Annotated in this window: 27 protein-coding genes; 11 read left to right on the top strand and 16 right to left on the bottom strand. The window is 47.6% G+C overall.

Annotated features, from left to right (window positions below):
- Positions 1-48: 48 nt before the first annotated feature.
- Positions 49-615, bottom strand: coding sequence for an elongation factor P (gene efp, locus L4C42_RS08815; RefSeq protein WP_042478865.1), 567 nt, complete (start codon positions 613-615; stop codon positions 49-51).
- A gap of 33 nt (positions 616-648) precedes the next feature.
- Here efp and epmB point away from each other — a divergent pair, with 33 nt between their 5' ends.
- Entirely contained in the window at positions 649-1,671 is a 1,023-nt protein-coding gene (epmB, locus tag L4C42_RS08810) for an EF-P beta-lysylation protein EpmB (protein ID WP_353497295.1), read from the top strand.
- 101 nt (positions 1,672-1,772) lie between these two features.
- Positions 1,773-2,231 carry an MgtC/SapB family protein gene (locus L4C42_RS08805; protein WP_353498742.1) on the top strand — a complete coding sequence of 153 codons (459 nt, stop codon included), beginning with the start codon at positions 1,773-1,775 and terminating at the stop codon, positions 2,229-2,231.
- Between the two features lie 56 nt (positions 2,232-2,287).
- On the opposite strand, the gene L4C42_RS08800 is transcribed toward L4C42_RS08805, so the two are convergent.
- The 3 genes from L4C42_RS08800 to L4C42_RS08790 form a co-directional block, all read right to left on the bottom strand.
- Positions 2,288-2,851 carry a VC2662 family protein gene (locus tag L4C42_RS08800; protein WP_042502231.1) on the bottom strand — a complete coding sequence of 188 codons (564 nt, stop codon included), beginning with the start codon at positions 2,849-2,851 and terminating at the stop codon, positions 2,288-2,290.
- A gap of 185 nt (positions 2,852-3,036) precedes the next feature.
- On the bottom strand, positions 3,037-4,674 hold the full coding sequence (gene groL / locus L4C42_RS08795) for a chaperonin GroEL (RefSeq protein ID WP_353497296.1): 1,638 nt from the start codon (positions 4,672-4,674) through the stop codon (positions 3,037-3,039).
- 68 nt (positions 4,675-4,742) lie between these two features.
- Positions 4,743-5,033, bottom strand: a complete 291-nt coding sequence (locus tag L4C42_RS08790; protein ID WP_117235998.1) for a co-chaperone GroES — start codon at positions 5,031-5,033, stop codon at positions 4,743-4,745.
- A 232-nt stretch (positions 5,034-5,265) separates the two neighbouring features.
- Between L4C42_RS08790 and L4C42_RS08785 the strand changes: the two genes are divergently transcribed.
- Entirely contained in the window at positions 5,266-6,612 is a 1,347-nt protein-coding gene (locus tag L4C42_RS08785) for an MATE family efflux transporter (protein ID WP_429760123.1), read from the top strand.
- Positions 6,613-6,684: 72 nt separating this feature from the next.
- Here L4C42_RS08785 and cysE read toward each other — a convergent pair whose 3' ends face one another.
- The 4 genes from cysE to L4C42_RS08765 all read right to left on the bottom strand — a co-directional run bounded on the left by cysE (position 6,685) and on the right by L4C42_RS08765 (position 9,812).
- Positions 6,685-7,506 (bottom strand): serine O-acetyltransferase, encoded by an 822-nt coding sequence (gene cysE / locus L4C42_RS08780; RefSeq protein ID WP_112462392.1) that lies wholly within the window; start codon positions 7,504-7,506, stop codon positions 6,685-6,687.
- A 40-nt stretch (positions 7,507-7,546) separates the two neighbouring features.
- The gene (gene gpsA, locus L4C42_RS08775; RefSeq protein ID WP_353497298.1) at positions 7,547-8,569 is read right to left on the bottom strand and encodes an NAD(P)H-dependent glycerol-3-phosphate dehydrogenase; all 1,023 of its coding nucleotides are present in this window, start codon (positions 8,567-8,569) and stop codon (positions 7,547-7,549) included.
- A 183-nt stretch (positions 8,570-8,752) separates the two neighbouring features.
- Positions 8,753-9,220: a protein-export chaperone SecB gene (gene secB, locus L4C42_RS08770; RefSeq protein ID WP_353497299.1), complete on the bottom strand. Its 468-nt coding sequence runs from the start codon at positions 9,218-9,220 to the stop codon at positions 8,753-8,755.
- Positions 9,221-9,377: 157 nt separating this feature from the next.
- Positions 9,378-9,812 carry a rhodanese-like domain-containing protein gene (locus L4C42_RS08765; RefSeq protein ID WP_353497300.1) on the bottom strand — a complete coding sequence of 145 codons (435 nt, stop codon included), beginning with the start codon at positions 9,810-9,812 and terminating at the stop codon, positions 9,378-9,380.
- A gap of 409 nt (positions 9,813-10,221) precedes the next feature.
- Here L4C42_RS08765 and gpmM point away from each other — a divergent pair, with 409 nt between their 5' ends.
- Together gpmM and L4C42_RS08755 are read left to right on the top strand one after the other, a co-directional pair.
- Entirely contained in the window at positions 10,222-11,754 is a 1,533-nt protein-coding gene (gpmM, locus tag L4C42_RS08760) for a 2,3-bisphosphoglycerate-independent phosphoglycerate mutase (protein WP_353497301.1), read from the top strand.
- A gap of 228 nt (positions 11,755-11,982) precedes the next feature.
- Entirely contained in the window at positions 11,983-13,140 is a 1,158-nt protein-coding gene (locus L4C42_RS08755) for a murein hydrolase activator EnvC family protein (protein WP_429760119.1), read from the top strand.
- A gap of 20 nt (positions 13,141-13,160) precedes the next feature.
- Here L4C42_RS08755 and L4C42_RS08750 read toward each other — a convergent pair whose 3' ends face one another.
- The 3 genes from L4C42_RS08750 to zapB all read right to left on the bottom strand — a co-directional run bounded on the left by L4C42_RS08750 (position 13,161) and on the right by zapB (position 15,273).
- Complete coding sequence (locus tag L4C42_RS08750; RefSeq protein WP_429760247.1) at positions 13,161-14,129, bottom strand: DHH family phosphoesterase; 969 nt, start codon at positions 14,127-14,129, stop codon at positions 13,161-13,163.
- Between the two features lie 101 nt (positions 14,130-14,230).
- Positions 14,231-14,875 carry a TetR/AcrR family transcriptional regulator gene (locus L4C42_RS08745; RefSeq protein ID WP_353497302.1) on the bottom strand — a complete coding sequence of 215 codons (645 nt, stop codon included), beginning with the start codon at positions 14,873-14,875 and terminating at the stop codon, positions 14,231-14,233.
- A gap of 155 nt (positions 14,876-15,030) precedes the next feature.
- Positions 15,031-15,273, bottom strand: coding sequence for a cell division protein ZapB (gene zapB / locus L4C42_RS08740; RefSeq protein ID WP_042502227.1), 243 nt, complete (start codon positions 15,271-15,273; stop codon positions 15,031-15,033).
- A 316-nt stretch (positions 15,274-15,589) separates the two neighbouring features.
- Here zapB and glpX point away from each other — a divergent pair, with 316 nt between their 5' ends.
- The 3 genes from glpX to L4C42_RS08725 all read left to right on the top strand — a co-directional run bounded on the left by glpX (position 15,590) and on the right by L4C42_RS08725 (position 17,853).
- Positions 15,590-16,597: a class II fructose-bisphosphatase gene (gene glpX / locus L4C42_RS08735; protein WP_353497303.1), complete on the top strand. Its 1,008-nt coding sequence runs from the start codon at positions 15,590-15,592 to the stop codon at positions 16,595-16,597.
- A 176-nt stretch (positions 16,598-16,773) separates the two neighbouring features.
- A complete protein-coding gene (locus L4C42_RS08730; protein WP_353497304.1) occupies positions 16,774-17,397 on the top strand; it encodes a helix-turn-helix transcriptional regulator in 624 nt (207 codons plus the stop codon).
- A gap of 126 nt (positions 17,398-17,523) precedes the next feature.
- Positions 17,524-17,853, top strand: coding sequence for a DUF3135 domain-containing protein (locus L4C42_RS08725; protein ID WP_353497305.1), 330 nt, complete (start codon positions 17,524-17,526; stop codon positions 17,851-17,853).
- Positions 17,854-17,934: 81 nt separating this feature from the next.
- Here the strand turns inward: L4C42_RS08725 and L4C42_RS08720 are convergent, their stop codons facing one another.
- Both L4C42_RS08720 and L4C42_RS08715 read right to left on the bottom strand, forming a co-directional pair.
- Entirely contained in the window at positions 17,935-18,363 is a 429-nt protein-coding gene (locus L4C42_RS08720) for a DUF805 domain-containing protein (RefSeq protein WP_353497306.1), read from the bottom strand.
- Between the two features lie 15 nt (positions 18,364-18,378).
- Positions 18,379-18,726, bottom strand: a complete 348-nt coding sequence (locus L4C42_RS08715; RefSeq protein ID WP_042502220.1) for a 5-carboxymethyl-2-hydroxymuconate Delta-isomerase — start codon at positions 18,724-18,726, stop codon at positions 18,379-18,381.
- Positions 18,727-18,992: 266 nt separating this feature from the next.
- Between L4C42_RS08715 and tpiA the strand changes: the two genes are divergently transcribed.
- Positions 18,993-19,766: a triose-phosphate isomerase gene (tpiA, locus tag L4C42_RS08710; RefSeq protein ID WP_353497307.1), complete on the top strand. Its 774-nt coding sequence runs from the start codon at positions 18,993-18,995 to the stop codon at positions 19,764-19,766.
- Positions 19,767-19,895: 129 nt separating this feature from the next.
- Here the strand turns inward: tpiA and pfkA are convergent, their stop codons facing one another.
- The 3 genes from pfkA to L4C42_RS08695 all read right to left on the bottom strand — a co-directional run bounded on the left by pfkA (position 19,896) and on the right by L4C42_RS08695 (position 22,739).
- Positions 19,896-20,858, bottom strand: a complete 963-nt coding sequence (gene pfkA, locus L4C42_RS08705) for a 6-phosphofructokinase (protein WP_112462381.1) — start codon at positions 20,856-20,858, stop codon at positions 19,896-19,898.
- Between the two features lie 289 nt (positions 20,859-21,147).
- Positions 21,148-22,056 carry a CDF family cation-efflux transporter FieF gene (gene fieF, locus L4C42_RS08700; protein WP_353497308.1) on the bottom strand — a complete coding sequence of 303 codons (909 nt, stop codon included), beginning with the start codon at positions 22,054-22,056 and terminating at the stop codon, positions 21,148-21,150.
- A gap of 161 nt (positions 22,057-22,217) precedes the next feature.
- Positions 22,218-22,739 (bottom strand): CpxP family protein, encoded by a 522-nt coding sequence (locus L4C42_RS08695; protein ID WP_429760114.1) that lies wholly within the window; start codon positions 22,737-22,739, stop codon positions 22,218-22,220.
- A gap of 169 nt (positions 22,740-22,908) precedes the next feature.
- On the opposite strand from L4C42_RS08695, the gene L4C42_RS08690 reads away from it, so the two are divergent.
- Both L4C42_RS08690 and cpxA read left to right on the top strand, forming a co-directional pair.
- Positions 22,909-23,592 (top strand): response regulator, encoded by a 684-nt coding sequence (locus L4C42_RS08690; RefSeq protein WP_353497310.1) that lies wholly within the window; start codon positions 22,909-22,911, stop codon positions 23,590-23,592.
- Between the two features lie 2 nt (positions 23,593-23,594).
- Positions 23,595-24,980, top strand: a complete 1,386-nt coding sequence (gene cpxA / locus L4C42_RS08685; protein WP_353497311.1) for an envelope stress sensor histidine kinase CpxA — start codon at positions 23,595-23,597, stop codon at positions 24,978-24,980.
- Positions 24,981-25,057: the final 77 nt, after the last annotated feature.

The following is a 25,057-nucleotide window of genomic DNA, read 5'->3' as shown; positions in this document are numbered from 1 at the left end:
AAAAAGGTCGCCATTTGGCGACCTTTAGAATTTTTCAGTTTAAGATGATTACTTAACGCGACCTACGTATTCCGCAGTACGAGTATCAACTTTGATCACTTCACCAATCTGGATAAATAGTGGTACACGTACCACAGCGCCAGTTGTTAGTGTTGCAGGCTTACCACCAGTACCTTGTGTATCACCTTTCAGACCTGGATCCGTTTCTGTTACTTCCAGCTCAACAAAGTTAGGCGGAGTCACAGTAATTGGGTTACCATTCCAAAGAGTAATCATACAAGTGTTGTTTTCTACCAACCATTTCGCGTTGTCGCCAACCGCTTTAACGTCCGCAGCGATTTGTTCGAATGTTTCGCTGTTCATAAAGTGGTAGAATTCACCATCTGTATATAGGTAGTCTAGGTCGATGTCCATCACGTCAGCAACTTCAACAGTTTCGCCAGACTTGAAGGTTTTCTCTAGAACTTTACCAGACAGTAGCTTACGAATTTTAACGCGGTTGAACGCTTGACCTTTACCTGGCTTCACGTATTCGTTTTCTAGAATTACGCAAGGCTCGTTGTCCAGCATTAGTTTAAGACCGCCTTTAAATTCATTGGTGCTAACAGTAGCCATTGTATCCTCTTAGTGTTCTTCGAGTTAAATTTAATGTCGCCTATCATAACCCGAAATCTTGTTTCTGTTGAGCAAAACTGGCTCAAACAGCTATCGAATGCGATCTCAGACCCTTACAAACTGCTTGAGCAGTTAGAAATTGAGGCGACCCCTTGGGAAAACGGACTCAAAGCAAGACGCTTGTTTCCCATGCGCGTTCCTCAAAGCTTTGTCGATCGCATGGAAAAAGGCAACCCGTACGATCCTTTGCTAAGACAGGTACTGCCTCTTAGCCAGGAGTTTGAAATCCATGATGGCTATTCAACCGACCCACTCGAAGAACAAGATAGTGCTGTACCAGGCCTTCTGCACAAATACCGCAATCGCGCTTTGATGATTGTAAAAGGTGGCTGTGCGGTGAACTGTCGCTACTGCTTTCGCCGCCATTTTCCGTACGATGAGAACAAAGGTGGCAAAAGCAACTGGCAACTGGCTCTCGACTACATCGCAAATAAACCTGAGATTGATGAGATCATCTTATCTGGCGGCGATCCATTGATGGCCAAAGATAGTGAACTTGCTTGGCTGATTGAACGTGCTGAACAGATCCCACACCTCAAAACACTTCGCATTCATTCTCGCCTTCCGGTCGTGATACCAGCGCGAATTACTGAGCAGCTTTGTCACTTGCTCGCAAACACTCGTCTTAACACTGTGCTGGTTACTCATATCAACCATGCCAACGAGATAGATAATGAGCTCAAGCTAGCAATGGCGCGTATTAAAGCTAGCGGTACGACACTTCTCAACCAAGGCGTACTGCTTAAAGGAGTCAACGATAGCGTGGATGCTCAGTTCGAGCTCAGCCACGCGCTGTTTGGCGCAGGAATTCTGCCGTATTACCTGCATGTACTCGATAAGGTACAAGGTGCAGCGCATTTCTACATCAGTGATGAACAAGCGAAAACGATCATCCAAGGTTTGATTGCTCGCGTGTCGGGCTACCTTGTGCCTAAGCTCACGCGAGAAGAAGGCGGTAAGGCGAGTAAAACGCCGCTTGATCTGCATCTCGAGTAATTTTTTCCGTCTCGACAAAATGATTTTGTTCGATCAGGCGGTCTTTTAGTCAGATACTGCGCTTTTTAGGAGGCAATGTGGAACTGACACAACTACTCGATATGGGGCCGTTCTCATGGCAAGCGTTGGGGGCCTGTGTCCTCAACGGCGCCCTGGTTGGTCTTGAACGACAGACTCGTGGTAAGCCGGTAGGTATTCGCACCGCTATCTTAATCGTATCAGGTACTTACCTGTTTATGTCCATGGCGGTATCACTATCCCCTAACACGCTAGATCAAGCGCGAGTACTCGGGCAAATCATTACTGGTGTTGGCTTTTTGGGTGCAGGGGTGATGATGACTCAAGATGGCAAGATCCATGGGGTGACGTCAGCTGCGGTGATCTGGGTGTTGGCCGGTCTCGGCATGATGATAGGGCTGGGGCATCACAAAGAATCGGTGATCTTAACGGTTTTAGCGCTAACGGTACTCCTTGGCGTGGACAAGATTGAAAGCAGCTTTAAGAGCTTGCGACGTGGTGTGCACCAAACCATGCAAAACCGCAACCGAACGCGCAAATAAAAAGCCCTGCTTAGCAGGGCTTTGTCGCATTTCTACTCTTTAAATCAGAGTGCTCATTACTTCGCAAAGTTGATGATAGGGAAGCACTTAAAGAAACCGTTGTCAGCACAGTTGATAAGACCAATCTGTACGCCATCGATGTTGTTTGTCTTGTTGAAAAGACCAAACTGGAAGTTAGACTTGTTTGAGAAGCTCGCAATACCAATGTCTGCCATTGTGTAGCCTTCAGAGTAGTTCACCGCACTCCAGTTGAGACCTTTCACATCGTTAGTCACGTTCACCGCTGCAAGGTTCACACCCGTCGTTTTACCTGTGTTCCAGTTGAAGATACCTAGAGAAGCACCTTTCATTTCTTGAGTTACTTTAGAAGCACCAAAGAACAGACCGAAGTTCACACCCGTTGTACGCTGAGTTTCAGACATACCTAGTACAGAGAAATCCACACCTTTTACTTCGTTCACTTGGCCGTGAAGAACTGCTAGACGTACGCCACCGACTGCGTTTGCATCCGGTGCGTTGAAACCGTTTAGTGATGAGAACATCACTGGCGTGCTTTCTGCTAGCGCCAATGGTGATGCCATTGCTGCTGCCACTGCTAATACTGCTACTGCCTTTTTCATAATAGTCTCCACTGACTTTTTTTGTTATCAACTGATAAGTGTAGGTGATGCTAGTGACGCTGACTATAGGCTTTGTCAGAGTTTTGTCATATTCTGCAACACTCTCACAGAATATTGGTTAATTATGAAACAGGTACAAAAAAGCCGAAGGTTTCCCTTCGGCTTTGTCAGAATCCTCTGATGGATTACATCATACCTGGCATACCGCCCATGCCGCCCATATCAGGCATTGCTGGAGCGTCTTTCTGAGGTGCGTCAGTCACCATCGCTTCTGTTGTGATCATCAGACCAGCAACTGATGCCGCGAACTGAAGTGCAGAGCGAGTTACTTTAGTAGGATCTAGGATACCCATTGCGATCATATCGCCGTACTCACCTGTTGCAGCGTTGTAGCCGTAGCTGCCTTCGCCTGCTTTCACGTTATTTGCAACTACAGACTCTTCGTCGCCTGCGTTTGCTGTGATTTGACGAATTGGCGCTTCCATTGCGCGAAGTGCAACGCGGATACCAACAGTTTGCTCTTCGTTGTCACCTTCAAGACCAGCAACTTTAGAAGCAGCGCGGATAAGGGCAACACCACCACCGGCAACTACGCCTTCTTCAACCGCTGCGCGAGTTGCGTGTAGTGCATCTTCAACGCGGTCTTTCTTCTCTTTCATCTCAACTTCAGTTGCTGCGCCAACTTTGATGACCGCAACACCGCCAGCTAGCTTAGCTACGCGCTCTTGAAGTTTCTCTTTATCGTAGTCAGACGTCGCTTCTTCGATTTGCTGACGAATTTGAGCAACACGGCCTTGAATCATCGCTTCTTCACCCGCACCATCGATGATAGTTGAGTTTTCTTTAGTGATGGTTACACGCTTAGCCTGACCTAGGTCTTCTAGCGTTACTTTTTCAAGGTCTAGACCGATTTCTTCAGAGATTACCGTACCACCTGTTAGGATAGCGATATCTTGAAGCATAGACTTGCGACGGTCACCGAAACCAGGAGCTTTAACAGCTGCTACTTTCACGATACCGCGCATGTTGTTCACAACAAGAGTTGCTAGCGCTTCGCCTTCTACATCTTCTGCAATGATAAGCAGTGGACGAGATGCTTTAGCTACTGCTTCTAGAGTTGGTAGAAGCTCACGGATGTTCGACACTTTTTTGTCGATAAGCAGAATGAACGGGCTCTCTAGATCAACGCTACCAGCTTCTTGGTTGTTGATGAAGTAAGGAGATAGGTAACCGCGATCGAATTGCATACCTTCTACTACGTCTAGCTCGTCTTGTAGAGCCTGACCTTCTTCAACAGTGATAACACCATCACGACCAACTTTCTCCATTGCTTCAGCAATGATGTTACCAACAGTAGAGTCAGAGTTTGCAGAGATAGTACCAACCTGAGCAATTGCCTTAGTGTCTTCACAAGGAACAGACAGCGCTTTTAGCTCTTCAACCGCAGCAGCAACTGCTTTGTCGATGCCGCGCTTAAGATCCATTGGGTTCATGCCAGCAGCAACCGCTTTTAGGCCTTCAGAAATAATAGATTGGGCCAGTACAGTCGCTGTCGTAGTACCGTCACCAGCAGCATCGTTCGCTTGAGATGCTACTTCTTTAACCATTTGTGCGCCCATGTTTTGGAACTTGTCTTCAAGCTCGATTTCGCGCGCTACAGATACACCATCTTTAGTGATAGTTGGTGCACCGAAAGATTTGTCTAGAACTACATTACGGCCTTTAGGACCTAGTGTTACTTTTACTGCATCCGCTAGAACGTTTACACCTTCTAGCATTTTAACTCGTGCGTCATTACCAAACTTAACGTCTTTAGCAGCCATTGTTTATTCCTTATCTAAATTCAGTGGATAGCTTGTTTAGAGTAAAAAATTACTCAACGTCTACTTAATTATTCAACGATAGCCATGATGTCATTTTCAGACATGATCAGAACTTCTTTACCGTCGATCTTTTCTGTCTTAGTGCCGTAGCCTTCAGCAAAGATCACCGTATCACCTACTTTCACATCTAGCGGCTGTACAGTGCCGTTTTCTAGGATGCGGCCTTTGCCCACAGCCAGAACTTTACCACGTGTTGATTTTTCTGCCGCAGAACCAGTTAAAACGATGCCACCAGCAGATTTAGATTCAACTTCTTGGCGCTCAACGATAACTCGGTCGTGTAGAGGACGGATATTCATCGGTCGATTCTCCTGATTATTTTCCATTTAGCTTATAGGGTTGCCTTCAAGGCCTTGTGTTGAATATGTTGGGGGCATTTCTGACGATCCCAAGGGCTAATTGCCAAAAAATTGTGACAAAAATAACGAAATTTAAGATTGGCACGCGAAACCTAAGCTACTGAGAGTCGGTTGTCGCGCCAACTGGTTAATTACTGTATTCTAGCCTCCTGTTAACCAAGCTTAGAATGCCATGCAAGACAAACACGGCCTGCTGTCCGCGCCGATATCCACTGTGCTTAGAAATATGACCGTGCCTATGGTCTTTGGCATGGTGGCGATACTGGCATTCAATCTTGTCGATACCTTCTTTATTTCGTTACTTGGTACTAAAGCGCTCGCGGCCATCAGTTTCACCTTTCCAGTAACCTTTGGTGTTAACTGCATCACCATGGGTATTGGCATGGGATTGTCGACCAATATTGGTCGCTTGCTCGGCCAAGGGAATACTCAGCACGCAGCGCGTTTCTCCACACACGGCCTATTGCTTGCCGTGGTTTTGGTTGTGCTGGCTTCAACATTGGGTTTGTACACCATAGAGCCCCTGTTTAAGCTACTGGGCGCCAGTGATGACATCATTCCACTGATCCGCGAATACATGGTGATTTGGTACTTTACCGTGCCTCTTTTGGTGATCCCTATGGCGGGCAACAGTGCCATTCGCGCAACAGGCGACACCAAAACACCCGCAAAAATAATGATGCTTTCAGGCTTTATTAATGGTCTGCTCGACCCGTTGCTTATCTTCGGTATTGGGCCGTTTCCTGAGCTTGGCATTCAAGGCGCAGCCATTGCGAGCGGCATTGCGTGGCTTGGGGCTCTAACTGGCTCATTGTACGTCCTGACCAAACGAGAAAAGCTGCTTGGTCAGCTCAAACCTTCTCAGCTATGGCAAGATTGGATTGCTATCCTACGTATCGGCACACCTTCAGGGCTCTCTACCGCAATGTCGCCTATCTCAGGGGCGATCTTAATGAAGATGCTCTCCGTACACGGTACCGCCGCCGTGGCAGCTTATGGCGCAGCGCAGCGTGTAGAGTCGATTTTGATCTTAGTGTTAATTTCTTTAAGCTCAGCTTTAACGCCATTTATGTCGCAAAACTTCGGTGCCAAGCAGCCAGAGCGCAGCTTTGCTGGCCTATTCCTCAGCATGCGTTTTTCGCTGGTGTTTCAAATGCTGGTCTTTGTGATGATGGTGCCGCTCAGCATTCCTATCTCAGCCCTGTTCTCACAGGAACAAGCGGTTCGCGACATCCTATGGCACTATCTGCTCGTGGTGCCATTTAGCTATGGTTTTCAAGGCATTATTATGATGTTAGGCAGCGGTATGAATGCACTGCATGAGCCTAGTAAAGCCTTTATCTGGAGCGCGATGAGGCTGTTTGTGTTTACTCTGCCTGCTGCGGCATTGGGAAGCCTGTGGTTTGGCATCGAAGGGATGTTTATTGGCGTGGCTCTGGGTAATGTTATTGGCGGCGTCCTCGCCTACCTGTATGCGCTGTCGGTCAGGCGCAAGCACCTTCCCATGACGACAAGATAGACGAAAAAGAAAAGCCAAGGCGCTGCCTTGGCTTTTTAGTATTCGCTGTACGCTTATTTAACCGAGTAAGCGCTAGATACCATCACCACCCATAAAGGTCTGTGACTTACCATTAAATTGCTGATCCATATCCAGCGATGGCATATCGGTTTTCGGCTTGCCTACGATCTTCGCAGGAACGCCCGCAGCCGTGGTATGCGGTGGTACTGGCTGAAGCACTACTGAGCAAGAACCAATTTTAGCCCCTTTGCCCACTTCAATGTTGCCGAGGATCTTAGCTCCAGCGCCAATCATGACCCCTTCACGGATCTTAGGATGTCGGTCACCGCACTCTTTACCGGTACCACCCAGTGTTACGTTCTGTAGGATAGAGACATCGTTCTCCACCACAGCCGTCTCACCAATAACGATGCCTGTCGCATGGTCGAGCATGATACCTTTTCCGATACGAGCCGCGGGGTGGATGTCCACCTGACACGCAACTGAAATTTGGTTTTGAAGGTACGTTGCCAATGCGTTACGGCCTTGCGACCACAGCCAGTTGGCGACACGATACCCTTGCAGAGCATGATAGCCCTTCAAGTACAGTAATGGCATTGAATACAGAGAGACCGCAGGATCTCGATTCACCGTGGCACAAATGTCACACGCCGCCGCATCGGTAATGGTAGGGTCAGCGTTAAACGCTTGCTCCACTACTTCACGCACTGCCATAGCAGGCATAGAGGCCGTCTTTAGCTTATTGGCTAGGATATAGCTCAGCGCTGCACCAAAGCTTTCGTGGTTAATAATGGTGGCATGATAGAAGCTTGCCAGCATCGGCTCTTGTTCGGCCTGCTCTCGGGCTTCTCTGACAATGCACTCCCAAACATTTTGTTTTTCACAGTGTTTCATTTTTGATCCTACGATGGATAGTCAATTATCCGTCGAGCGATTATTGTTGCTCGGCTTTCTTGTCCCTTGCAAGGAGGTCTTGCGCGGCTAAACGCGCATCCTTCCCTTGATACAATACTTGATAGATTTGGTCAACAATTGGCATTTCTACGCCCATGCGTTGTGACAGTAGCCACACCTCTTTGGTGTTGCGATAGCCCTCAACCACCTGACCGATTTCAATTTGTGCAGTATCAACGTCTTTACCTTCACCCAAAGCAAGGCCAAAACGGCGGTTGCGCGATTGGTTATCAGTACAGGTCAGTACCAAATCACCCAACCCTGCCATGCCCATAAAGGTATCTTGCTTCGCACCCAGAGCAGCGCCAAGACGAGTCATTTCCGCAAGACCACGAGTGATCAAAGCTGTACGAGCATTGGCACCAAAGCCGATGCCATCAGACATACCAGCGCCAATGGCGATAACATTCTTCACGGCCCCACCAAGCTGCATACCAGTAAAGTCATCGTTGGCATACACGCGGAAGGTCTTACTGCAGTGGATTTTCTCTTGTAGATCCGCGACAAACTGCGCATCAGGCGAGGCAACGGCGATCGCCGTTGGTAGGCCAGCCGCTAGCTCTTTAGCAAACGTTGGACCCGACAATACCGCTAGCGGGTACTCTTCACCAATGATGTCGTGAGCGACATCTTTAAGCAGGCGACCCGTTTCAGGTTCTAACCCTTTGGTTGCCCAGCAAATGCGGCTGTCATCTCGCAAGTGTGGTTTGACACTGTTTAAAACGATACCAAATACGTGGCTTGGTACCACGACCAGCAAATCACGGCTCGCTTGTACGGCTTTGTTGAGGTCGGATTCAACAATCAGAGACTCAGGAAAATCAATGCCCGGTAGGAACTCGTGGTTAGCACGATCCGCTTCTAGCTTCGCCATGTGCTCTGGTTCGTGTCCCCAAATCACCACATTCGCGCCATTTCTCGCAAGCGAAATCGCCAAAGACGTGCCGTAAGAGCCTGCGCCCAATACAGTCATTGCGATTTCTTTTCCATATGCGTTATTCATAACACCACCCAATTTGTCGGTATGATTGCGTTTCGTTGTTATACCCAAGTGACCCTAACAGTGTAGCCACTCAAGACGACTTGGGTATAAGTTGCTGTATGCCAATAAAAAATGCACATCGCGATGCGCTGTGCATTTTCAAAAACATCCACTCTTTCTCGCAGAGTTACTCTGCAAGTGAGATTAAGCTTCCGCTTGACCTTCTTGCTGAGCTTGCTGCTGTAGGTAGTTCATGAACAATGCGTCAAAGTTAACTGGCGCAAGGTTCAGTTGTGGGAACGTACCTTTCATCGTTAGGCTTGAGATAGTTTCGCGAGCGTACGGGAATAGAATGTTCGGGCAGAATGCACCTAGGCAGTGTGCAAGTTGACCAGCTTCCATTTGCTCAGCAGTGAAGATACCACCTTGCTGAACTTCACATAGGAATGCAGTTTCTTCTGCGTTTTTCACTGTCACTGTCAGGCGAAGAACAACTTCGTATACGCCTTGGCCTAGTTCACGGCTTTGAGTGTCAAGATCTAGCTTAACATCTGGGTTCCAGTCTTTCTGGAACATATCTGGCGAGTTTGGCGCCTCAAATGATACGTCTTTTAGAAAGATGCGTTGGATTGTGAAGTTTTGTTGTGCTTCTTGTGGAGCTGCTTCAGCCATGATGATTTCCTTAAATACGTCTAAATTTGTCAAAACGTTAATGAGTTTTCATGCAGACTAGCCGAGCCGATGTTTGATGACTAGGCGAGCCGTGAATTCCGTGGCATTTATCACATCCCTTAGTCATAACTGCCGCGAAATTACTCAAAATTCTGTATTACTTTTTGCCTTTGATCAGCGGAAGGTTTGCTTCGCTCCAAGCCGCTAGGCCATTTTTCAGCAAGTACACTTTTTCAAACCCTGCTTTTGCAAGCAAGTTCGCGCTCTCTTGCGCCGTTTGACCAGTCTTACATACCACAATGATTGGGTCTGATTTGTGGTTTTCAAGGCTACCGAAAGAACCGTCTTTAATATCAGAAGGTAAAACGTGAAGTGCGTCAGTAATATGACCACGCTTGAATTCGTCTTTTGAACGAATATCCACCACGATGCCGTTCTCACGGTTCATCATGTGTGTCACTTGTGCTGCAGTCACTTCTTTATAGGCTGCGTTCGCTGATTTAAAGATGTTAGCGATCAGAGCAACAAATAGTGCAACCCACACTAGCGCCATGATCATGTTCTGTTGGAAAAATTCTAAATACTCTTGCATCACTTGTGCTCTTAGATAGTTGAACATTAAATCAGTCGAGGAGTATAGCGGCTTAGCCTCGCCGTGGCGAGAGGGGAAAATGTTTCGAACAGAGAATTGGGATCCTTCTCCTTGCCTTGCTTCACGCCAACACGCTAAACGCTATCACAGAGATAGAAAAAACCGATTAGTCAAAGCGACCAAACTCGGCGTATTAATAGAAATAAAGCCGAGGTACCTGACGAAAATAGCGTCTATGATTACCTCACGCAGAGAACAAACAGACGAATCAGCTAGATAAAACTGTAACCCAGCAACGGTAATCACAAACATTATTTGATCTGCCACTACAGTTATGGGTAAAAAGTGTAGTAAAATTACGCTAATTTGTTTTCTGTAAAGTTACTATCGATTTGATGAGGTTATAACTATGTCAGCTAAGAAGCCAATGGCTCTAGTGATTCTTGACGGTTGGGGTTACCGTGAAGACAACGCAAGCAACGCAATCAACAACGCAAAAACTCCAGTAATGGATAGCTTGTGGGCAAACAACCCACGTACTCTTATTTCGGCTTCTGGTATGGACGTAGGTCTGCCAGACGGTCAAATGGGTAATTCAGAAGTAGGTCACACTAACATCGGCGCTGGTCGTGTTGTTTATCAAGACCTAACTCGCATCACTAAATCAATCGCTGACGGTGAGTTCACTCAGAACGAAGCGCTGGTTGCTGCTATCGATAAAGCAGTAGCAGCGGGTAAAGCGGTTCACCTAATGGGTCTTATGTCTCCAGGTGGCGTTCACTCTCACGAAGACCACATCTACGCAGCAGTTAAAATGGCTGCAGAACGTGGCGCTGAGAAAATCTACCTACACTGCTTCCTAGACGGCCGTGACACGCCACCACGCAGCGCTGAAGGTTCACTAAAGCGTTTCGAAGAACTATTCGCTGAGCTTGGTAAAGGTCGCGTAGCGTCTCTTGTTGGCCGTTACTACGCAATGGATCGTGATAACAACTGGGATCGCGTACAAGTCGCTTACGATCTACTGACTCAAGGTAAAGCAGAGTTCACTTTCGACACTGCAGTGGCTGGCCTTGAAGCGGCTTACGCTCGTGAAGAGAACGATGAGTTCGTTAAAGCAACGGCTATCAAAGCAGAAGGTCAAGAAGATGCAGCGATCCAAGATGGCGACGCAGTTATCTTCATGAACTACCGTGCTGACCGTGCACGTCAAATCACTCGTACTTTCGTGCCTGAGTTTGATGGCTTTGAGCGCGCAGTATTCCCAGCGATCGACTTCGTAATGCTAACGCAATACGCAGCTGACATCCCACTATCTATCGCTTTCCCACCTGCGTCTCTAGAGAACACATACGGTGAGTGGCTATCTAAAGAAGGCAAAACTCAGCTACGTATCTCTGAAACAGAGAAATACGCACACGTGACTTTCTTCTTCAACGGTGGTGTTGAGAGCGAATTTGACGGCGAAGAGCGCCAACTTGTTGCTTCACCAAAAGTTGCGACTTACGACCTACAACCAGAAATGAGCTCAGAAGAGCTCACTGAAAAGATGGTTGCGGCTATCAAGTCTGGTAAGTACGACACTATCATCTGTAACTATCCAAACGCAGACATGGTTGGTCACACGGGTGTTTACGAAGCAGCTGAGCAAGCTATCGAAGCTCTAGATGCAAGCGTTGGCCAAGTAGTAGACGCTATTAAAGAAGTTGGCGGTCAAATGCTGATCACGGCTGACCACGGTAACGCAGAGATGATGGTAGACCCAGTGACTGGCGGTACGCACACTGCTCACACTAACCTACCAGTACCTCTAATCTACGTAGGTGACAAAGCGGTTGAGTTCAAAGAAGGCGGTAAACTGTCTGACCTTGCTCCAACGATGCTAGCAATGACTGACATGAAAATTCCAGCAGAGATGTCTGGTGACATTCTTGTTAAGTAATCACTCTTGCTGAGATGATTCAAACGCCGGTGCCTGTGCATCGGCGTTTTTGTTTGTACCTTTTTTATTTTGCGCTTTTTTTGCCTGAAAGGTGTCATGTATGGATATAATGGCAACATCGCTTTGAAGGCACACATTTTGGTCTGTCGTAGTGAACTATCAATCAGTTATAGTTACTATGTTCCAGTATATAGAGCAAACTCTGTCGCTGCGTTTAGTGGAATTAGGATGAAACCAAACAAATTTAAGCTTTTTAACTCTCATTCGTCAGCCCTACCCCGCTTGTCGGCACTGATGATGTGTTTAGGGCTGGCGCTGCCAAGCGCACATAGTTTTGCCAACCAAAATGAACTCACTGGCGTTAAAAGTGAAATTAGCCGGCAACAAAAGTCGCTCTTCACGCAACAAAAAGAGCTCGATAACCTGCAAAAGTCGCTGCGTGAGCAAGAGATCGGCATTTCGAATGCCGAGAAACAGATAAAAGCCACGACGCAAGCGCTCGCTCAAGCCAACAAAAATCTCGATGGCTTCCATAAACAAGTGGAAGCGCTGACCAAGCAGAAAAAGCAGCAGCAAGAGATCCTGGCTCAACTCGTACAAACCTATTACGTCACCAAGCAGAATAACTCCGCTTCTGGCGTACTGAGCACCGACCCAGATCAAGACCGCATTAGCCAGTATTATCAGTACCTGGCTAAAGCGCGTGCACAAACTTTAGAAGAGCTTGCAGACACCGAACTAAAACTGGCCGAAAGCGAGCGAGCCCTAGAGCTTGAGCGCAATCAAATCGCCCAGTTACTTGAGCAGCAAAAAGCGAAACGCGATGCGCTGGCGAAAAATCGCACCAGTCGACAAAGTACCGTTTCGAAAATCCATCGTAGTATTTCCAGCGATAAGAACTATCTCGCCGAACTACAGCGCAATGAAACTCGCCTTAAAGCCGAAATCGCCAAAGCCGCCAAAGCCGCCAAGCTCAATCAAGTACCGATGGATGGCCTTGGTCGCCAGAAAGGACGTTTACCGTGGCCGATCAAAGGCAAAGTGCTGCACAACTTCGGCACCAAGCAAACAGGACAAGTTAATTGGAAAGGGATGGTCATTGCTGCTAACTATGGCACATCGGTGAAATCCGTTTATTCCGGCACTGTGGTGTTTGCCGATTATCTGCGTGGCTACGGGTTAGTCGTGTTACTTGACCATGGCAAAGGCGACATGACCCTATACGGCTACAACCAAACCCTACTGAAAAAAGAAGGCGATAAAGTCGCGGCAGGCGAAACCATTGCCCTGGCTGGAGACACTGGAGGTCAAGACACCTCATCTCTCTACTTCGAGATCCGCCGCAACAGTAAAGTACAAAACCCTAAGAGCTGGTTAAAACGCTAATCGCAGGCCGCTACTCATCATTATGAGTAGCGCGCTTCTGTCACTTCAATAAGCCTTGTAAGCTCGCTCTCTGGCAGGCCGTTGATTCCGCCTGCCGCTTCTCGTCCGCCACCGGTTGCAAACTGACTACATATTTCGCCCGCCCCTTGCTTATTGTTCAGCGGTGCTCTAACCGAGACGGTATAACAAGCTTCACCACTCGTATCCGTTCTAGGCACCAAAGAAACATGCGCTTGATTAGGGGATTCATTAGCAAGCCGATTGATCCAAGTACCCGACATTCGCCTCGCAGCAGCGCTATCCGGAAGTAATACCACTTTAAGTCGCGCGGACTCATGACGAGTTTGCGCCACACTCAGTGCTTTTTCATCCTGATCGAAAGCGGCTTTTAGCTCATGATAAGGCGAGTTTGGATCACTTAAACAATCAAAAGGATCATGGTAAGCCAAAAGCTTCTGATACAGATCCATCGGGTCAAAATGCAAATCTTCTAAGCTCTCACCATAGCCATTGTAATTGACCAAGGTGCCCAACTCTTTCAGTGCTTCGCGCTGCTCGCGGCTAAGTCCTAAATCAGACGCCAAGCTCTCAGCGCTTGCGAGCATATTGTCACCATACGCGGCCACGATTGCCCAGAGCCTGAACTGCCCTTGTAACTGCTGGTCAACAATCAGCGCAGTACAAGTGTTAGCATCGAGGTCAATATGGGCCTCAAGATGAGGGCTATCAGGAATAGCAGAGGCTTTGTGGTGATCGATATAGGTAATAGCAACATGATGATCCAAAAGCTCATTGAGCGCGGCTTGGTTCTTATCCATGGAGATATCCAGCACAGTCACCGAGCTTGCCTGCTCAACGGGCACACGCTGAAGTAAGGCGATATCACGCTTGATACCGGAGATGAGTATCGCGGTTTTAGGCTGCGCTAAACGCAATTGCAGTAGGGCTAATATGCCATCGGCATCGCCATTAAATACGTCATAGTGCACAGTCACACTCATCCTTTCATCGTCCCTGAAACCACAAACCCTACTAATAAAGTAGGGTTTGTAACAATACGAATTGGCTATATATCATGCCGTTAGCGAGTTTAACTCGTAGTCGAGCCCATCATACGCACGCCATCTTCGAGTAACGTCAGTTGCTCTTTGCCTCTTGAGGTCGCCAGTGGTTTCACCACATGAATCATCTGCAGCATGCCTTGTTGGATCACTTCTTCCGTAATCTTGGTGCGTGGTGACATTGCCGACTGATAGCTTAGCCAACCGACTGCCATCATGTGTAATGTCGTGACTAAAGACTTCAGCTCTTTCTCATTTAGCGTCAGTAACTCCAACTCAACAAAAGCACGTAAGATGTTAATAAGATTACCTTGTAGGCGTTCTTGTACATCAATGTACTCTTCGTGCAATTTGGGGTCGCGCTGAAGAATTTCCGGCAAGTTAGCGTAGAAGAAACGGTACTTCCACATCAGCGTGAAAATGGAATCTAGGTAGTGCTTTAGTAGCGCTAAGCTCTCTTGCTGACCTTGTACCGGAGTGAAGCGCTCAATAAGCTCTTGCGAATAGAGGGCAAAAATCTCACGAACGATCTCTTGTTTGTTTCGGAAATGATAGTAGAGATTGCCTGGGCTGATCTCAATGTGCGCCGCAATATGGTTGGTTGTCACGTTGCGCTCGCCATCTGAATTGAACAAGTCGAGGGCGGCGTAGACGATTTTGTCACGTGTTTTCATTCTAACTTTTCCTTTCCCTAGTTAGACTTAGTATACGTCTTGAACTAGTACACGAAAAGTTAATAGATTGTGAGATTCACTGGTTAGACCAACGGACACAAAAAAAGCACTCAATTTGAGTGCTTTTCAGTCATGCATATTGGCTAAGTAGACAATTACTCTACTTCGTCCATTTTACCTAGTAGGTTGCGAATGCGCTCTTGCCATTGGCTGTGCTCACGTTGCATCTGCTCAGACTTTTGCTCAAGTTCTTCACGGCTGCTGCGTAGTTCTTCAGCTTGCGATGCAAGTTGTGCTTTCTCTTCTTTCAATTCCTCAACTTCCATCTGAAGAAGAGCGATTGTGTCCACTGCAGTTTGAATTTTTGCTTCTAGTTGTTCCAGTACTTCAAAAGACATCTCGGCCTACCCTTGTTTAATCCTGTGAAATGAAAATGCTTCATCCTATAGTGCCCCATTCTACTCAGCCTAGAGAAGATAGACACGCTCTATATTGCAGATTTTTCACTATTCGGTCAAAAAAGCGCCGCAAACTCACCCAAGCTTTACCTACCAAGCACAACAGAGCAAAGTTTTGTTTGTCACGATGCTCAATCATTCAAGATTTTAGCGACAAGATCGCGTCCGAACAGAGAAAAAGGCAAACGTTTCCCTTTTGATATGCTAGAATTCGCGCCGTAAATCATTTGTCAATTTTCATTAGATTGGAGTCAGTATGAAGCGCGATTTAGCAATGGCTTTTTCACGAGTTACCGAAGGTGCCGCCCTAGCAGGCTATAAGTGGCTAGGCCGAGGCGACAAAAATGCTGCCGATGGTGCAGCGGTGGAGGTCATGCGCAGCCTACTGAACAAGACCGATATCGAAGGCGAAATCGTTATTGGTGAGGGTGAAATCGATGACGCACCTATGCTGTACATCGGTGAACAAGTGGGTATTGGCGGTGATGCTGTCGACATCGCTGTTGATCCTATCGAAGGAACTCGCATGACGGCGATGGGTCAATCCAATGCCCTTGCAGTGCTTGCCGCTGGTGAAAAAGGCAGCTTCTTGAAAGCGCCAGACATGTACATGGAAAAACTCGTGGTAGGGCCTGGCGCGAAAGGCGTGATTGACCTTAATAAACCACTGACTGAAAACCTAAAAAATATCGCAGCTGCACTAGGTAAAACCTTAGATACGCTAGTAGTGACAACGCTTGCTAAGCCACGCCACGACGCCGTCATTGCCGAGATGCAAGCGATGGGTGTTCGCGTTTTCGCTGTGCCAGATGGTGATGTTGCCGCTTCTATCCTTACTTGTATGCCAGATAGCGAAGTGGATGTCATGTACTGTATTGGTGGCGCGCCAGAGGGCGTAGTCTCTGCTGCGGTTATCCGCGCACTAGACGGCGACATGAATGGCCGACTACTGCCACGCCACGTTGTTAAAGGCGATACTGAAGAAAACCGTGCCGCAGGTGAAGAAGAGCTAGCTCGCTGCGCTGAAATGGGTGTTGAAGCAAACATCGTACTGCGTATGGAAGATATGGCTCGTAGCGACAACGTCGTCTTCTCAGCGACCGGCATTACCAAAGGTGACCTACTTGAAGGCATCACTCGTCAAGGCAACATCGCAACGACTGAGACCTTGCTGATCCGTGGACGTTGCCGCACGATTCGTCGCATCAAGTCTACGCACTATCTAGAGCGTAAGGATCCGGAAATCCGCGACATCATCCTATAAGTCAATAAAACTTTGTCAAAGGCGCTGATGGTTATCAGCGCTTTTTTTATATCTATGCAAGTCGATACTGCTGGAATGCCAACCTCAAGATTGTAAATCATTTGCTTTATTAACCTTATCCGCCATAATACCCCGACTATCTTTACCTCAGGCTGAACAAACGAACGGATTCACTGATGAAAGCCACCGACCACATCATAGACATCATAAAACGCGAAGGCGCTGTCACTGCCAAACGTATTGCGGAACGTTTAGGCATTACCACCATGGGCGCGAGACAACACCTACAAAGCCTTGAAGAAGAAGGCTTCTTAAAGTTTGAAGATGTCAAAGTCAAAGTCGGCCGCCCAAATAGGCATTGGTCACTCACAGCCAAAGGGCATGCTCGTTTCTCCGATCGTCACAGCGATCTCACCATTCAGTTTATCGATGCCATTGAAACCGTATTCGGCTCCGAAGGATTGGACAAAGTGGCTAAAGAACGCGAACAAAACACACTTGCGACCTATCGCCAACACTTTGAAACGCTGACGGATTTGCACAGCAAGGTCACCAAATTAGCTGAGCTAAGAGAAAAAGATGGCTACATGGCAGAGTGTGAGGAAGCCGGTGATGGCTACCGATTGATTGAGAATCACTGCCCCATCTGTATCGCCGCCACTCGATGTGAAGCGTTATGCCAGTCAGAACTTAATGTGTTTCAATCACTTGTTGGTGAAGATGTTGCTGTTAAGCGCGATGAACATATCGTCAAAGGTGAAAGACGCTGCGTCTACACCTTCCAAACAAAAGGCGAATAAGCTGTCTCACTACTGAGACATTGAAAGCTTTTTATTTTGTCTTCTGTCATTAGCTCCTAGGCTAACTATACAAACCAACTCAGGATCGGGTTAGGCAGTACCGTTAGTTAGCAGAGGAATGCAGACATGGCAGAGTCGATCTCACTCCCTTCATTTGAAGAGCTGGCAGCAATGGCCAAAGACAACCCAGAGCAGCTTAGCCAGCTTCGACATCAGTTGTGTGAGCAGTTCATTGCTGGTTGCTCCAGTGATATGCAGCCAAGACTGCACGCCCAACAGTCTCACATTGAACGGGTACTACAACGCGCCAAAAACCCGATACATGCCAATGTGCTCTTGAGAGAAGAGCTACATAAACAAATCGTCAAATTTGCCGATGCGCTACAAGGAGACTCGCAAACATCTCAATGCAGTGCAGACATCGTTCCTTTTGAGCGTGGGCAAAAGTGGCGCTGAACGATTGATACACCTTCTGTCATGTAGACATGGGGCACAAAAAAGGGAAGCCAATGCTTCCCTTTCGCCATTTTGAGCCGCTTATTGCTGAGGCTCATCACCGTATTGATTTTGACCGTCAGTGCCTTTCAAGAAACCACACTCCACCAAGATCCAGGCGCCACAGGCCAACGCAGCCAATGAAATCACACTTTGAACCAGTGAAGGCTGAGCAGCCGTTGCCGGATCCAGCGTTGGCAAACTCATGCGTCCAAACACGAGCGGCACATTTAATAGCAGCCACCAGCTTGATTTGTTGCGGTCGTGCCAACGTTTAGCAGTAATCGCCAAGTCAGGTATCAGCAGTACCACCAAGAGTACCGGCAGTAATAAGTGCACCACGTTTGGGAATAGATAGTTCAACCCCTGCGCACACACCATAATGGCTAGGTAATAACAGACATTCCACATCCAGAACGTCTTACGACCAATGCGGCCATTAAAAGAAAACAGTAACGACTTTAACGACATCAAATCACTCTCATATTAATTGGTAACCTTTTGAAAGCAGGCTTTGTCCATATCGCGGATATTCACCGTCAAGCTCTTAATATGGCTCGCCTGCTCTCTAAGTACTTCCATCAGCTTACGCGACAACTCGCGCTTTTGCTCGTCCGTTCGTCCAGACAGCAGCTCAAAGCTGATGTGCACAAAATCTTCGCTATCCCCGTACTCGCCAATCAACCAGTTATGACTGCGCAGTGAACGAGACTTCACCGAGTCAGCATCAAACAGCCCACAGTTGAGTGTTACACGGTGCAGATCTTCCAGTAGCCCTTGTACATTCAACCTTTCGTCGGCTGTATTCGAATATTCTAAAACCAGATTCGGCATACGACTTCCTTTTTTTGGCCAATAGCCGACAAGGTATAGCAAGCCGCGAGTAAAATGCCGAGAAGTATTCTATTATTCTGTTTACTGGATCACTTGGGCACGCCATTCTGAGCTCTCTAAATGGGGCAATTGTTAGGATAAGATACCAAAGCGATAAAGAAATGACCCCAATCATGATCTACGTGAATTAATCTGTTATATTCTTTCGTAATCACGTTTATTTTTTACATTCGTTTATTACAAACACTGATTTTGGAGAAAATCTCATGCGTCAACCTGTAGTTATGGGTAACTGGAAACTCAACGGCAGCAAAGCAATGGTAACTGAGCTGTTAACTGGTCTAAACGCTGAACTTGAAGGCGTAACTGGTGTAGACGTGGCGGTAGCTCCACCAGCACTTTACATCGACCTAGCTGAGCGTGTTATCGCAGAAGGCGGCAACAAGATCATCCTTGGTGCACAAAACACTGACCTAAACAACAGCGGTGCTTTCACTGGCGACATGTCTCCAGAAATGCTGAAAGATTTTGGTGCAACTCACATCATCATCGGTCACTCTGAGCGTCGTGAATACCACAACGAATCAGACGAGTTCATCGCTAAGAAATTCGCATTCCTAAAAGAGAACGGCCTGAAGCCAGTTTTCTGTATCGGTGAATCTGAAGCTCAAAACGAAGCTGGCGAAACTGAAGCAGTATGTGCACGCCAAATCAACGCAGTGATCGACGCTTACGGTGTTGAAGCACTAAACGACGCAATTATCGCATACGAGCCAATCTGGGCTATCGGTACTGGTAAAGCAGCAACTGCAGACGACGCACAGCGTATCCACGCTTCTATCCGTGCTCTAATCGCAGCAAAAGACGAAGCAGTAGCTGAGCAAGTAATCATCCAGTACGGTGGTTCTGTTAAGCCAGAGAACGCAGAAGCTTACTTCTCACAGCCAGACATCGACGGTGCTCTAGTTGGTGGCGCATCTCTAGACGCTAAGAGCTTCGCAGCAATCGCTAAAGCAGCGGCAGCAGCAAAAGCTAAGTAATCGAACCGATTACCAAAAGCCGGCTCCATTGAGCCGGCTTTTTTGTTTCTATGTGTCCGTCACTTTACTGCGGACAAACAAAAACCGCTGCCAAGGCAGCGGTTTTTCTATGCTCGAGAGAAGGCCGAATTAGAACAGCTCTTCCGCTACTTTGAATAGGTCAGTGCGCACTGGACGCTTCATGTTTTCGATAGCATCGATGATATCATGGTGAACCAGTTGCTCTTTCTGGATGCCCACACAACGGCCACCGTGACCTTCTAGAAGTAGGTGAACCGCGTAGTTACCCATGCGAGATGCTAGAACACGGTCGAAAGCTGTCGGACGACCACCACGCTGGATGTGGCCCAGTACTGTCGCGCGAGTTTCACGACCAGTACCTTCTTCAATCTCTTTCGCTAGCTCGTTCGCATCCATCATTAGTTCAGTAAGCGCGATGATCGCGTGTTTCTTACCTTTCGCAATACCATCTTGAATGTTGCTGATTAGCTGGTCTTTATTCAGACCAGTCTCTGGAGTAATGATGTACTCACAGCCGCCTGCAATTGCTGACATTAGGGTTAGGTCACCACAGTGACGACCCATGATCTCAACGATAGAGATACGTTGGTGAGAAGATGAGGTGTCACGTAGACGGTCAATCGCATCGATAACTGTGTTTAGTGCCGTTAGGTAGCCGATTGTGTAATCAGTACCTGCAATATCGTTATCGATAGTGCCTGGAAGACCGATACATGGGTAACCCATTTCAGTTAGCTTCTTCGCGCCCATGTAAGAGCCGTCACCACCAACAACAACCAATGCGTCGATGCCGTGCTTTTTCAAGTTCTCAATGGCTTTCTCACGAACTTCCACTTCTTTAAACTCTGGGAAACGCGCAGAACCTAGGAATGTACCACCACGGTTGATCACATCAGAAACGCTTGAACGGTCAAGAGGCTTGATGCGGTCTTCGTACAGACCAAGATAGCCGTCGTATACGCCGTACACTTCCAAACCCTCTGACAGAGCAGTACGTACCACGCCGCGTACCGCAGCATTCATACCCGGTGCGTCACCACCACTTGTCAAAACACCAATTTTCTTAATCATGCTCACCCTCGATTTGGCAATCTAATTTTAAATTGTAAGTATGTCGCCTTCGGCGGCGACATACCGAAATCTTTGTTATCGTTACACTAAACTCAGCGTGTTCCCCAAAACATCACTGACGTAACTTTATTACTTATGTAAGAGTATTACAGTTTATACTGGCTCGTACGTTGATTCACATCAGAATCGCACTTTTTTATCACGCGCATTGATAATAGACAATGGAATTTAACATTGCCATTACGGCAAAACCTCCTCCCACTGCATGTCACCATCTACGCCCAGGCTACTAAAAATCCTGCTGCTTTTGCTCAGCTTCTTCGCGAAGCACCACAGAATACGGGTCTTGGTGAATGATCACGTCCGCGCCAGGAAACGCCTTAATCACTTCTTCTTCCGCTTTGTCAGCAATGCGGTGCGCCTCGATAAGGGGCAGATGGTCATCTAACTCTAAGTGTAACTGAATGAAACGAACTGGCCCTGACGTACGAGTTCTTAGCTGATGCACACCAATCACCCCTTCCACGTCATTACACACCTGACGAATCACAACTAACTCTTCTTCCGGCAATTGACGGTCAAGCAGTGACTGTACCGACTCGTAAGCCATTTTTATCGCGCTGACTAAGATAAACACACCAATACCAATCGCAAACACCGAGTCCGCTTGCCCAACGCCATACCAACTCAATCCAAGAGCGACCATAATCGCCACGTTCATATATAAGTCAGTTTGATAATGCAGTGAATCAGCAGCAATGGCCTGACTGCCCGTTTTACGAACCACATATTTTTGAAACGCAACCAAGCCCGACGTCACGATTAAGGCAAAGAAACTGACATAGATACCCAGCTCAGGCGATTGGAGATCATGCGGCCTGAAGAAACGATCGATACCGTTAAGAATGAGAAAACAAGCAGAACCGGTTATGAACATCGACTGTGCCAACGCGGCCAGAGATTCGGCCTTGCCATGGCCAAAAGTATGTTCTTTATCAGCAGGTTGAAGTGAGTATCGAACAACAATCAAGTTGATCAATGATGCGGCAATATCAAGCAGTGAGTCGATCAAAGAAGCCAGTAAGCTCACCGAGCCGGTGACCCACCAAGTGATCAGTTTCGCTATTAACAGGATGGTTGCTACCGTGGTCGCTGCCCATGCAGCCGTAGTAACCAATTTCGCGTAGTTGTCCTTCATGCGCTGTGTGGTTTTTCCTTGAAGATATTTCTAAACACAAAGCAAGTATACTGATAAATGATGACAAAAATAGAAAAAGCGACCAAAAAAGGTCGCTTAGTATTCGCTATCGTTATCATGAAAGCTAGGAGTCTAGCTTCATGATACGCTAGATATTCCGATTACTCAGAAGCACGTTTTTCTGCACGCTTTTCCACTTTCGCGAAGCATTTTTCCATGCGCTCTTGGGACAGCTCTTTAAACGTCTCTTTCTGCTCTGGCGTTAAGATGCTCATCAGTTCATGTTGCTTCTCAAGCATCTTCACGCGGCGCTCGGCTTGCTTCTCAACCATTTGCGTTGCCAGTGCGTTCGCCGCATCCGCATCAAACGTATCGGCTAATACTAGATCTTGCATTTGCTGCTGACGTGCTTGCATTTCTGCTTTCTTAGCAGTGAAATCGCCATCAAACTTCTGTTTCATTTGCGCTTTAGTCGATTCACGTAGCTGCTTCATCTGCTCTTTTTGTGCGTCAGTCAAGTCTAGCTCGCGGAACATGCGTTTGCCGTCAAAACCGCCACACATGCCTTCGCCACCTTTACCGTGATGACCGCCTTTACCGCCACCGTATGCTAAGACACTTGCAGAGCCAAGCGCGAGTGGAAGAACAGTTGCAGCGATAACCCATTTTTTTGAAAATTTCATAATCTTTACCCTTATGTGATTCATGCCATGGCTGCCTCTGCAGCGCTTGAGTATAGAATAGAAGCTGAGGCGTAAAGCAACGTACAGCGAGCGTAAAGAATCGTAAAGATCGCTTTTTTGAGCCGCGAACGCTTTATTATTACAGGGCACAACAATACCGAGGTAAATCATGGCACACATTCTTCTTATCGATGACGACACCGAGCTAACCAGTCTTCTCAAAGACATCTTAAGCTATGAAGGCTTTGAGGTTTCAGAGGCCAACGATGGGTTTGCTGGCTTAGAGGCAATGTGCGAGGCCATTGATTTAGTGTTGATGGATGTGATGATGCCACGCCTCAATGGTATGGATACCCTCAAAAAGCTACGCGAAAATTGGGATACCCCAGTACTGATGCTTACGGCAAAAGGTGAGGAGATAGACCGTGTTATTGGTCTTGAGCTTGGCGCCGATGACTATCTTCCTAAGCCATTTAGCGACCGAGAGCTGCTCGCGCGTATCAAGGCCATATTAAGGCGCACCAGTAACAAGTCAGAATCGAGCTCATCCGATGGAATACGTTTTGACGACATTCAGGTCTTCCCAGCAAAACAAGAAGCGACGTGCCAAAGCCAGACTCTCGACCTAACCACCACTGAATTTGCGCTGCTGCACTATTTTGTCCAACACCCTGGGGAGACGCTGACCAAAGAAGCGCTGAGCCTTGAAGTGCTCGGCAAGCGCCTGTCAGCATTCGACCGAGCGGTGGATATGCACGTCTCTAACTTACGTAAAAAGCTGCCAGAAAAGAGCGATGGTAAACCAAGGATTAAAACCTTGCGCGGTCGTGGCTACTTATTGGTGAAGGAGTAAACATGAAACTGCCAAAAATTAGCAGCCTCTACGGACGAATTTTTGCGATATTTTGGTTTACCATGTTGCTGGTGCTGATCGCGGTACTAGCACTGCCCCACCTCGATCCTCGCGTTGCAAGAGAAGTCTCCACCGAGACACTCGGCCAAATCAGTGCTAATCGTGACAGAATTGAACGTCAATTTGCCAACGAGCCAAGTATTGGTCGCATAGTCTATCAGCTTGATAAGTCTGAACGCATGCACAATAAAGACCGCAAGACAAAAGGACCAAGCTTCTTCATTGTCGATAAGACCGGCAACATCTTAAGCACTCAAAAGCATGTCGATTTCAAAGAGCGCATGCTCAAAAACTTCATTACTTCGGTTGATACGTTCGACAAGCCGATGCAAAAACTCTACGGCCGCTACATGCTGGTTGGCCCTGTTTCGATTAACTTAGCCAAGCAAGAGTATGACCTTTATATCGGTATGCGCTGGAATCAACCTCCGCCGTTTCTACTCAGAATGTTTGATAAGCCATTCCAGCTATTGTTAGTAGTGATGGCCGTCAGCACACCGCTTCTGCTTTGGCTAGCATGGGCACTGAGCCAACCTGCTCGCCGTCTTGAGCGCGCCGCCAAGCGTGTTGCCAAGGGAGAGTTCAATCCAGATCCGACCCTCGAAACCGGCACGACAGAGTTTAAGCAAGCAGGACAAAGTTTCAATCAAATGGTACTGGCGGTAAATCAAATGATTTCCGGTCAGCAAAGACTGCTGTCAGACATCTCCCACGAGCTGCGTTCACCATTGACAAGGCTTCGCATGGCGACAGGCCTCGCGACCCGTAAACAAGGTGAGAGCGCAGAGTTGACCCGTATTGATACCGAAGCCCAGCGCCTTGAGCAAATGATTGCTGAGCTTTTGGAACTGTCTCGCATGAACACCGACAGCCATGTCACCCGAGAAAGTCAGCCAGCAAGCAGCCTTTGGGAGGAGATCTTTAGTGATGCTCAGTTTGAGGCCGAGCAAGTGGGCAAAACTTTGCACTTCTCAACGATTCCTGAGATCTCTATCGTCGGCAACCCTAAGCTGCTCATGAGTGCAATTGAAAATATCGTACGTAATGCGATCCGCTATGGTGAATCCGAGATCAATATCGCGCTGTATCAGCACGATGACATGCTGCACATTATTGTCGAAGATGATGGTCCTGGAGTACCTGATGATGAACTTGACGACATTTTTAGACCGTTTTATCGCGTCTCCACCGCTCGCGATCGCGACTCAGGTGGCACCGGTTTAGGACTGGCAATCACGCAAAGTGCCATCCTCCAGCATCGCGGCCAAATCATGGCGTCACGCAGTGAACTTGGCGGTCTAAAAATGCACGTAGAGCTGCCATTATAAATCAGGCAACGAAGCGATATTGATTCTACACTCTTTGTGGTAGCCTTCCGGCTCATGCTCAACACAATAAGAGAACC

The sequence above is a fragment of the Vibrio wakamikoensis genome, from assembly GCF_050337275.1.
In the GTDB taxonomy this organism is placed as follows: Bacteria; Pseudomonadota; Gammaproteobacteria; order Enterobacterales; family Vibrionaceae; genus Vibrio; species Vibrio chaetopteri.
Note: the sequence above shows the minus strand (reverse complement) of the source record. Positions and strands in the feature narration are given on the sequence as shown.

Bases quoted from the DNA above. Each gene is read 5' to 3' on its own strand.
- efp (WP_042478865.1), bottom strand. From the start codon at position 615: ATGGCTACTGTTAGCACCAATGAATTTAAAGGCGGTCTTAAACTAATG.
- epmB (WP_353497295.1), top strand. From the start codon at position 649: ATGTCGCCTATCATAACCCGAAATCTTGTTTCTGTTGAGCAAAACTGG.
- L4C42_RS08805 (WP_353498742.1), top strand. From the start codon at position 1,773: ATGGGGCCGTTCTCATGGCAAGCGTTGGGGGCCTGTGTCCTCAACGGC.
- L4C42_RS08800 (WP_042502231.1), bottom strand. From the start codon at position 2,851: ATGAAAAAGGCAGTAGCAGTATTAGCAGTGGCAGCAGCAATGGCATCA.
- groL (WP_353497296.1), bottom strand. From the start codon at position 4,674: ATGGCTGCTAAAGACGTTAAGTTTGGTAATGACGCACGAGTTAAAATG.
- L4C42_RS08790 (WP_117235998.1), bottom strand. From the start codon at position 5,033: ATGAATATCCGTCCTCTACACGACCGAGTTATCGTTGAGCGCCAAGAA.
- L4C42_RS08785 (WP_429760123.1), top strand. From the start codon at position 5,266: ATGCAAGACAAACACGGCCTGCTGTCCGCGCCGATATCCACTGTGCTT.
- cysE (WP_112462392.1), bottom strand. From the start codon at position 7,506: ATGAAACACTGTGAAAAACAAAATGTTTGGGAGTGCATTGTCAGAGAA.
- gpsA (WP_353497298.1), bottom strand. From the start codon at position 8,569: ATGAATAACGCATATGGAAAAGAAATCGCAATGACTGTATTGGGCGCA.
- secB (WP_353497299.1), bottom strand. From the start codon at position 9,220: ATGGCTGAAGCAGCTCCACAAGAAGCACAACAAAACTTCACAATCCAA.
- L4C42_RS08765 (WP_353497300.1), bottom strand. From the start codon at position 9,812: ATGCAAGAGTATTTAGAATTTTTCCAACAGAACATGATCATGGCGCTA.
- gpmM (WP_353497301.1), top strand. From the start codon at position 10,222: ATGTCAGCTAAGAAGCCAATGGCTCTAGTGATTCTTGACGGTTGGGGT.
- L4C42_RS08755 (WP_429760119.1), top strand. From the start codon at position 11,983: ATGAAACCAAACAAATTTAAGCTTTTTAACTCTCATTCGTCAGCCCTA.
- L4C42_RS08745 (WP_353497302.1), bottom strand. From the start codon at position 14,875: ATGAAAACACGTGACAAAATCGTCTACGCCGCCCTCGACTTGTTCAAT.
- zapB (WP_042502227.1), bottom strand. From the start codon at position 15,273: ATGTCTTTTGAAGTACTGGAACAACTAGAAGCAAAAATTCAAACTGCA.
- glpX (WP_353497303.1), top strand. From the start codon at position 15,590: ATGAAGCGCGATTTAGCAATGGCTTTTTCACGAGTTACCGAAGGTGCC.
- L4C42_RS08730 (WP_353497304.1), top strand. From the start codon at position 16,774: ATGAAAGCCACCGACCACATCATAGACATCATAAAACGCGAAGGCGCT.
- L4C42_RS08725 (WP_353497305.1), top strand. From the start codon at position 17,524: ATGGCAGAGTCGATCTCACTCCCTTCATTTGAAGAGCTGGCAGCAATG.
- L4C42_RS08720 (WP_353497306.1), bottom strand. From the start codon at position 18,363: ATGTCGTTAAAGTCGTTACTGTTTTCTTTTAATGGCCGCATTGGTCGT.
- L4C42_RS08715 (WP_042502220.1), bottom strand. From the start codon at position 18,726: ATGCCGAATCTGGTTTTAGAATATTCGAATACAGCCGACGAAAGGTTG.
- tpiA (WP_353497307.1), top strand. From the start codon at position 18,993: ATGCGTCAACCTGTAGTTATGGGTAACTGGAAACTCAACGGCAGCAAA.
- pfkA (WP_112462381.1), bottom strand. From the start codon at position 20,858: ATGATTAAGAAAATTGGTGTTTTGACAAGTGGTGGTGACGCACCGGGT.
- fieF (WP_353497308.1), bottom strand. From the start codon at position 22,056: ATGAAGGACAACTACGCGAAATTGGTTACTACGGCTGCATGGGCAGCG.
- L4C42_RS08695 (WP_429760114.1), bottom strand. From the start codon at position 22,739: ATGAAATTTTCAAAAAAATGGGTTATCGCTGCAACTGTTCTTCCACTC.
- L4C42_RS08690 (WP_353497310.1), top strand. From the start codon at position 22,909: ATGGCACACATTCTTCTTATCGATGACGACACCGAGCTAACCAGTCTT.
- cpxA (WP_353497311.1), top strand. From the start codon at position 23,595: ATGAAACTGCCAAAAATTAGCAGCCTCTACGGACGAATTTTTGCGATA.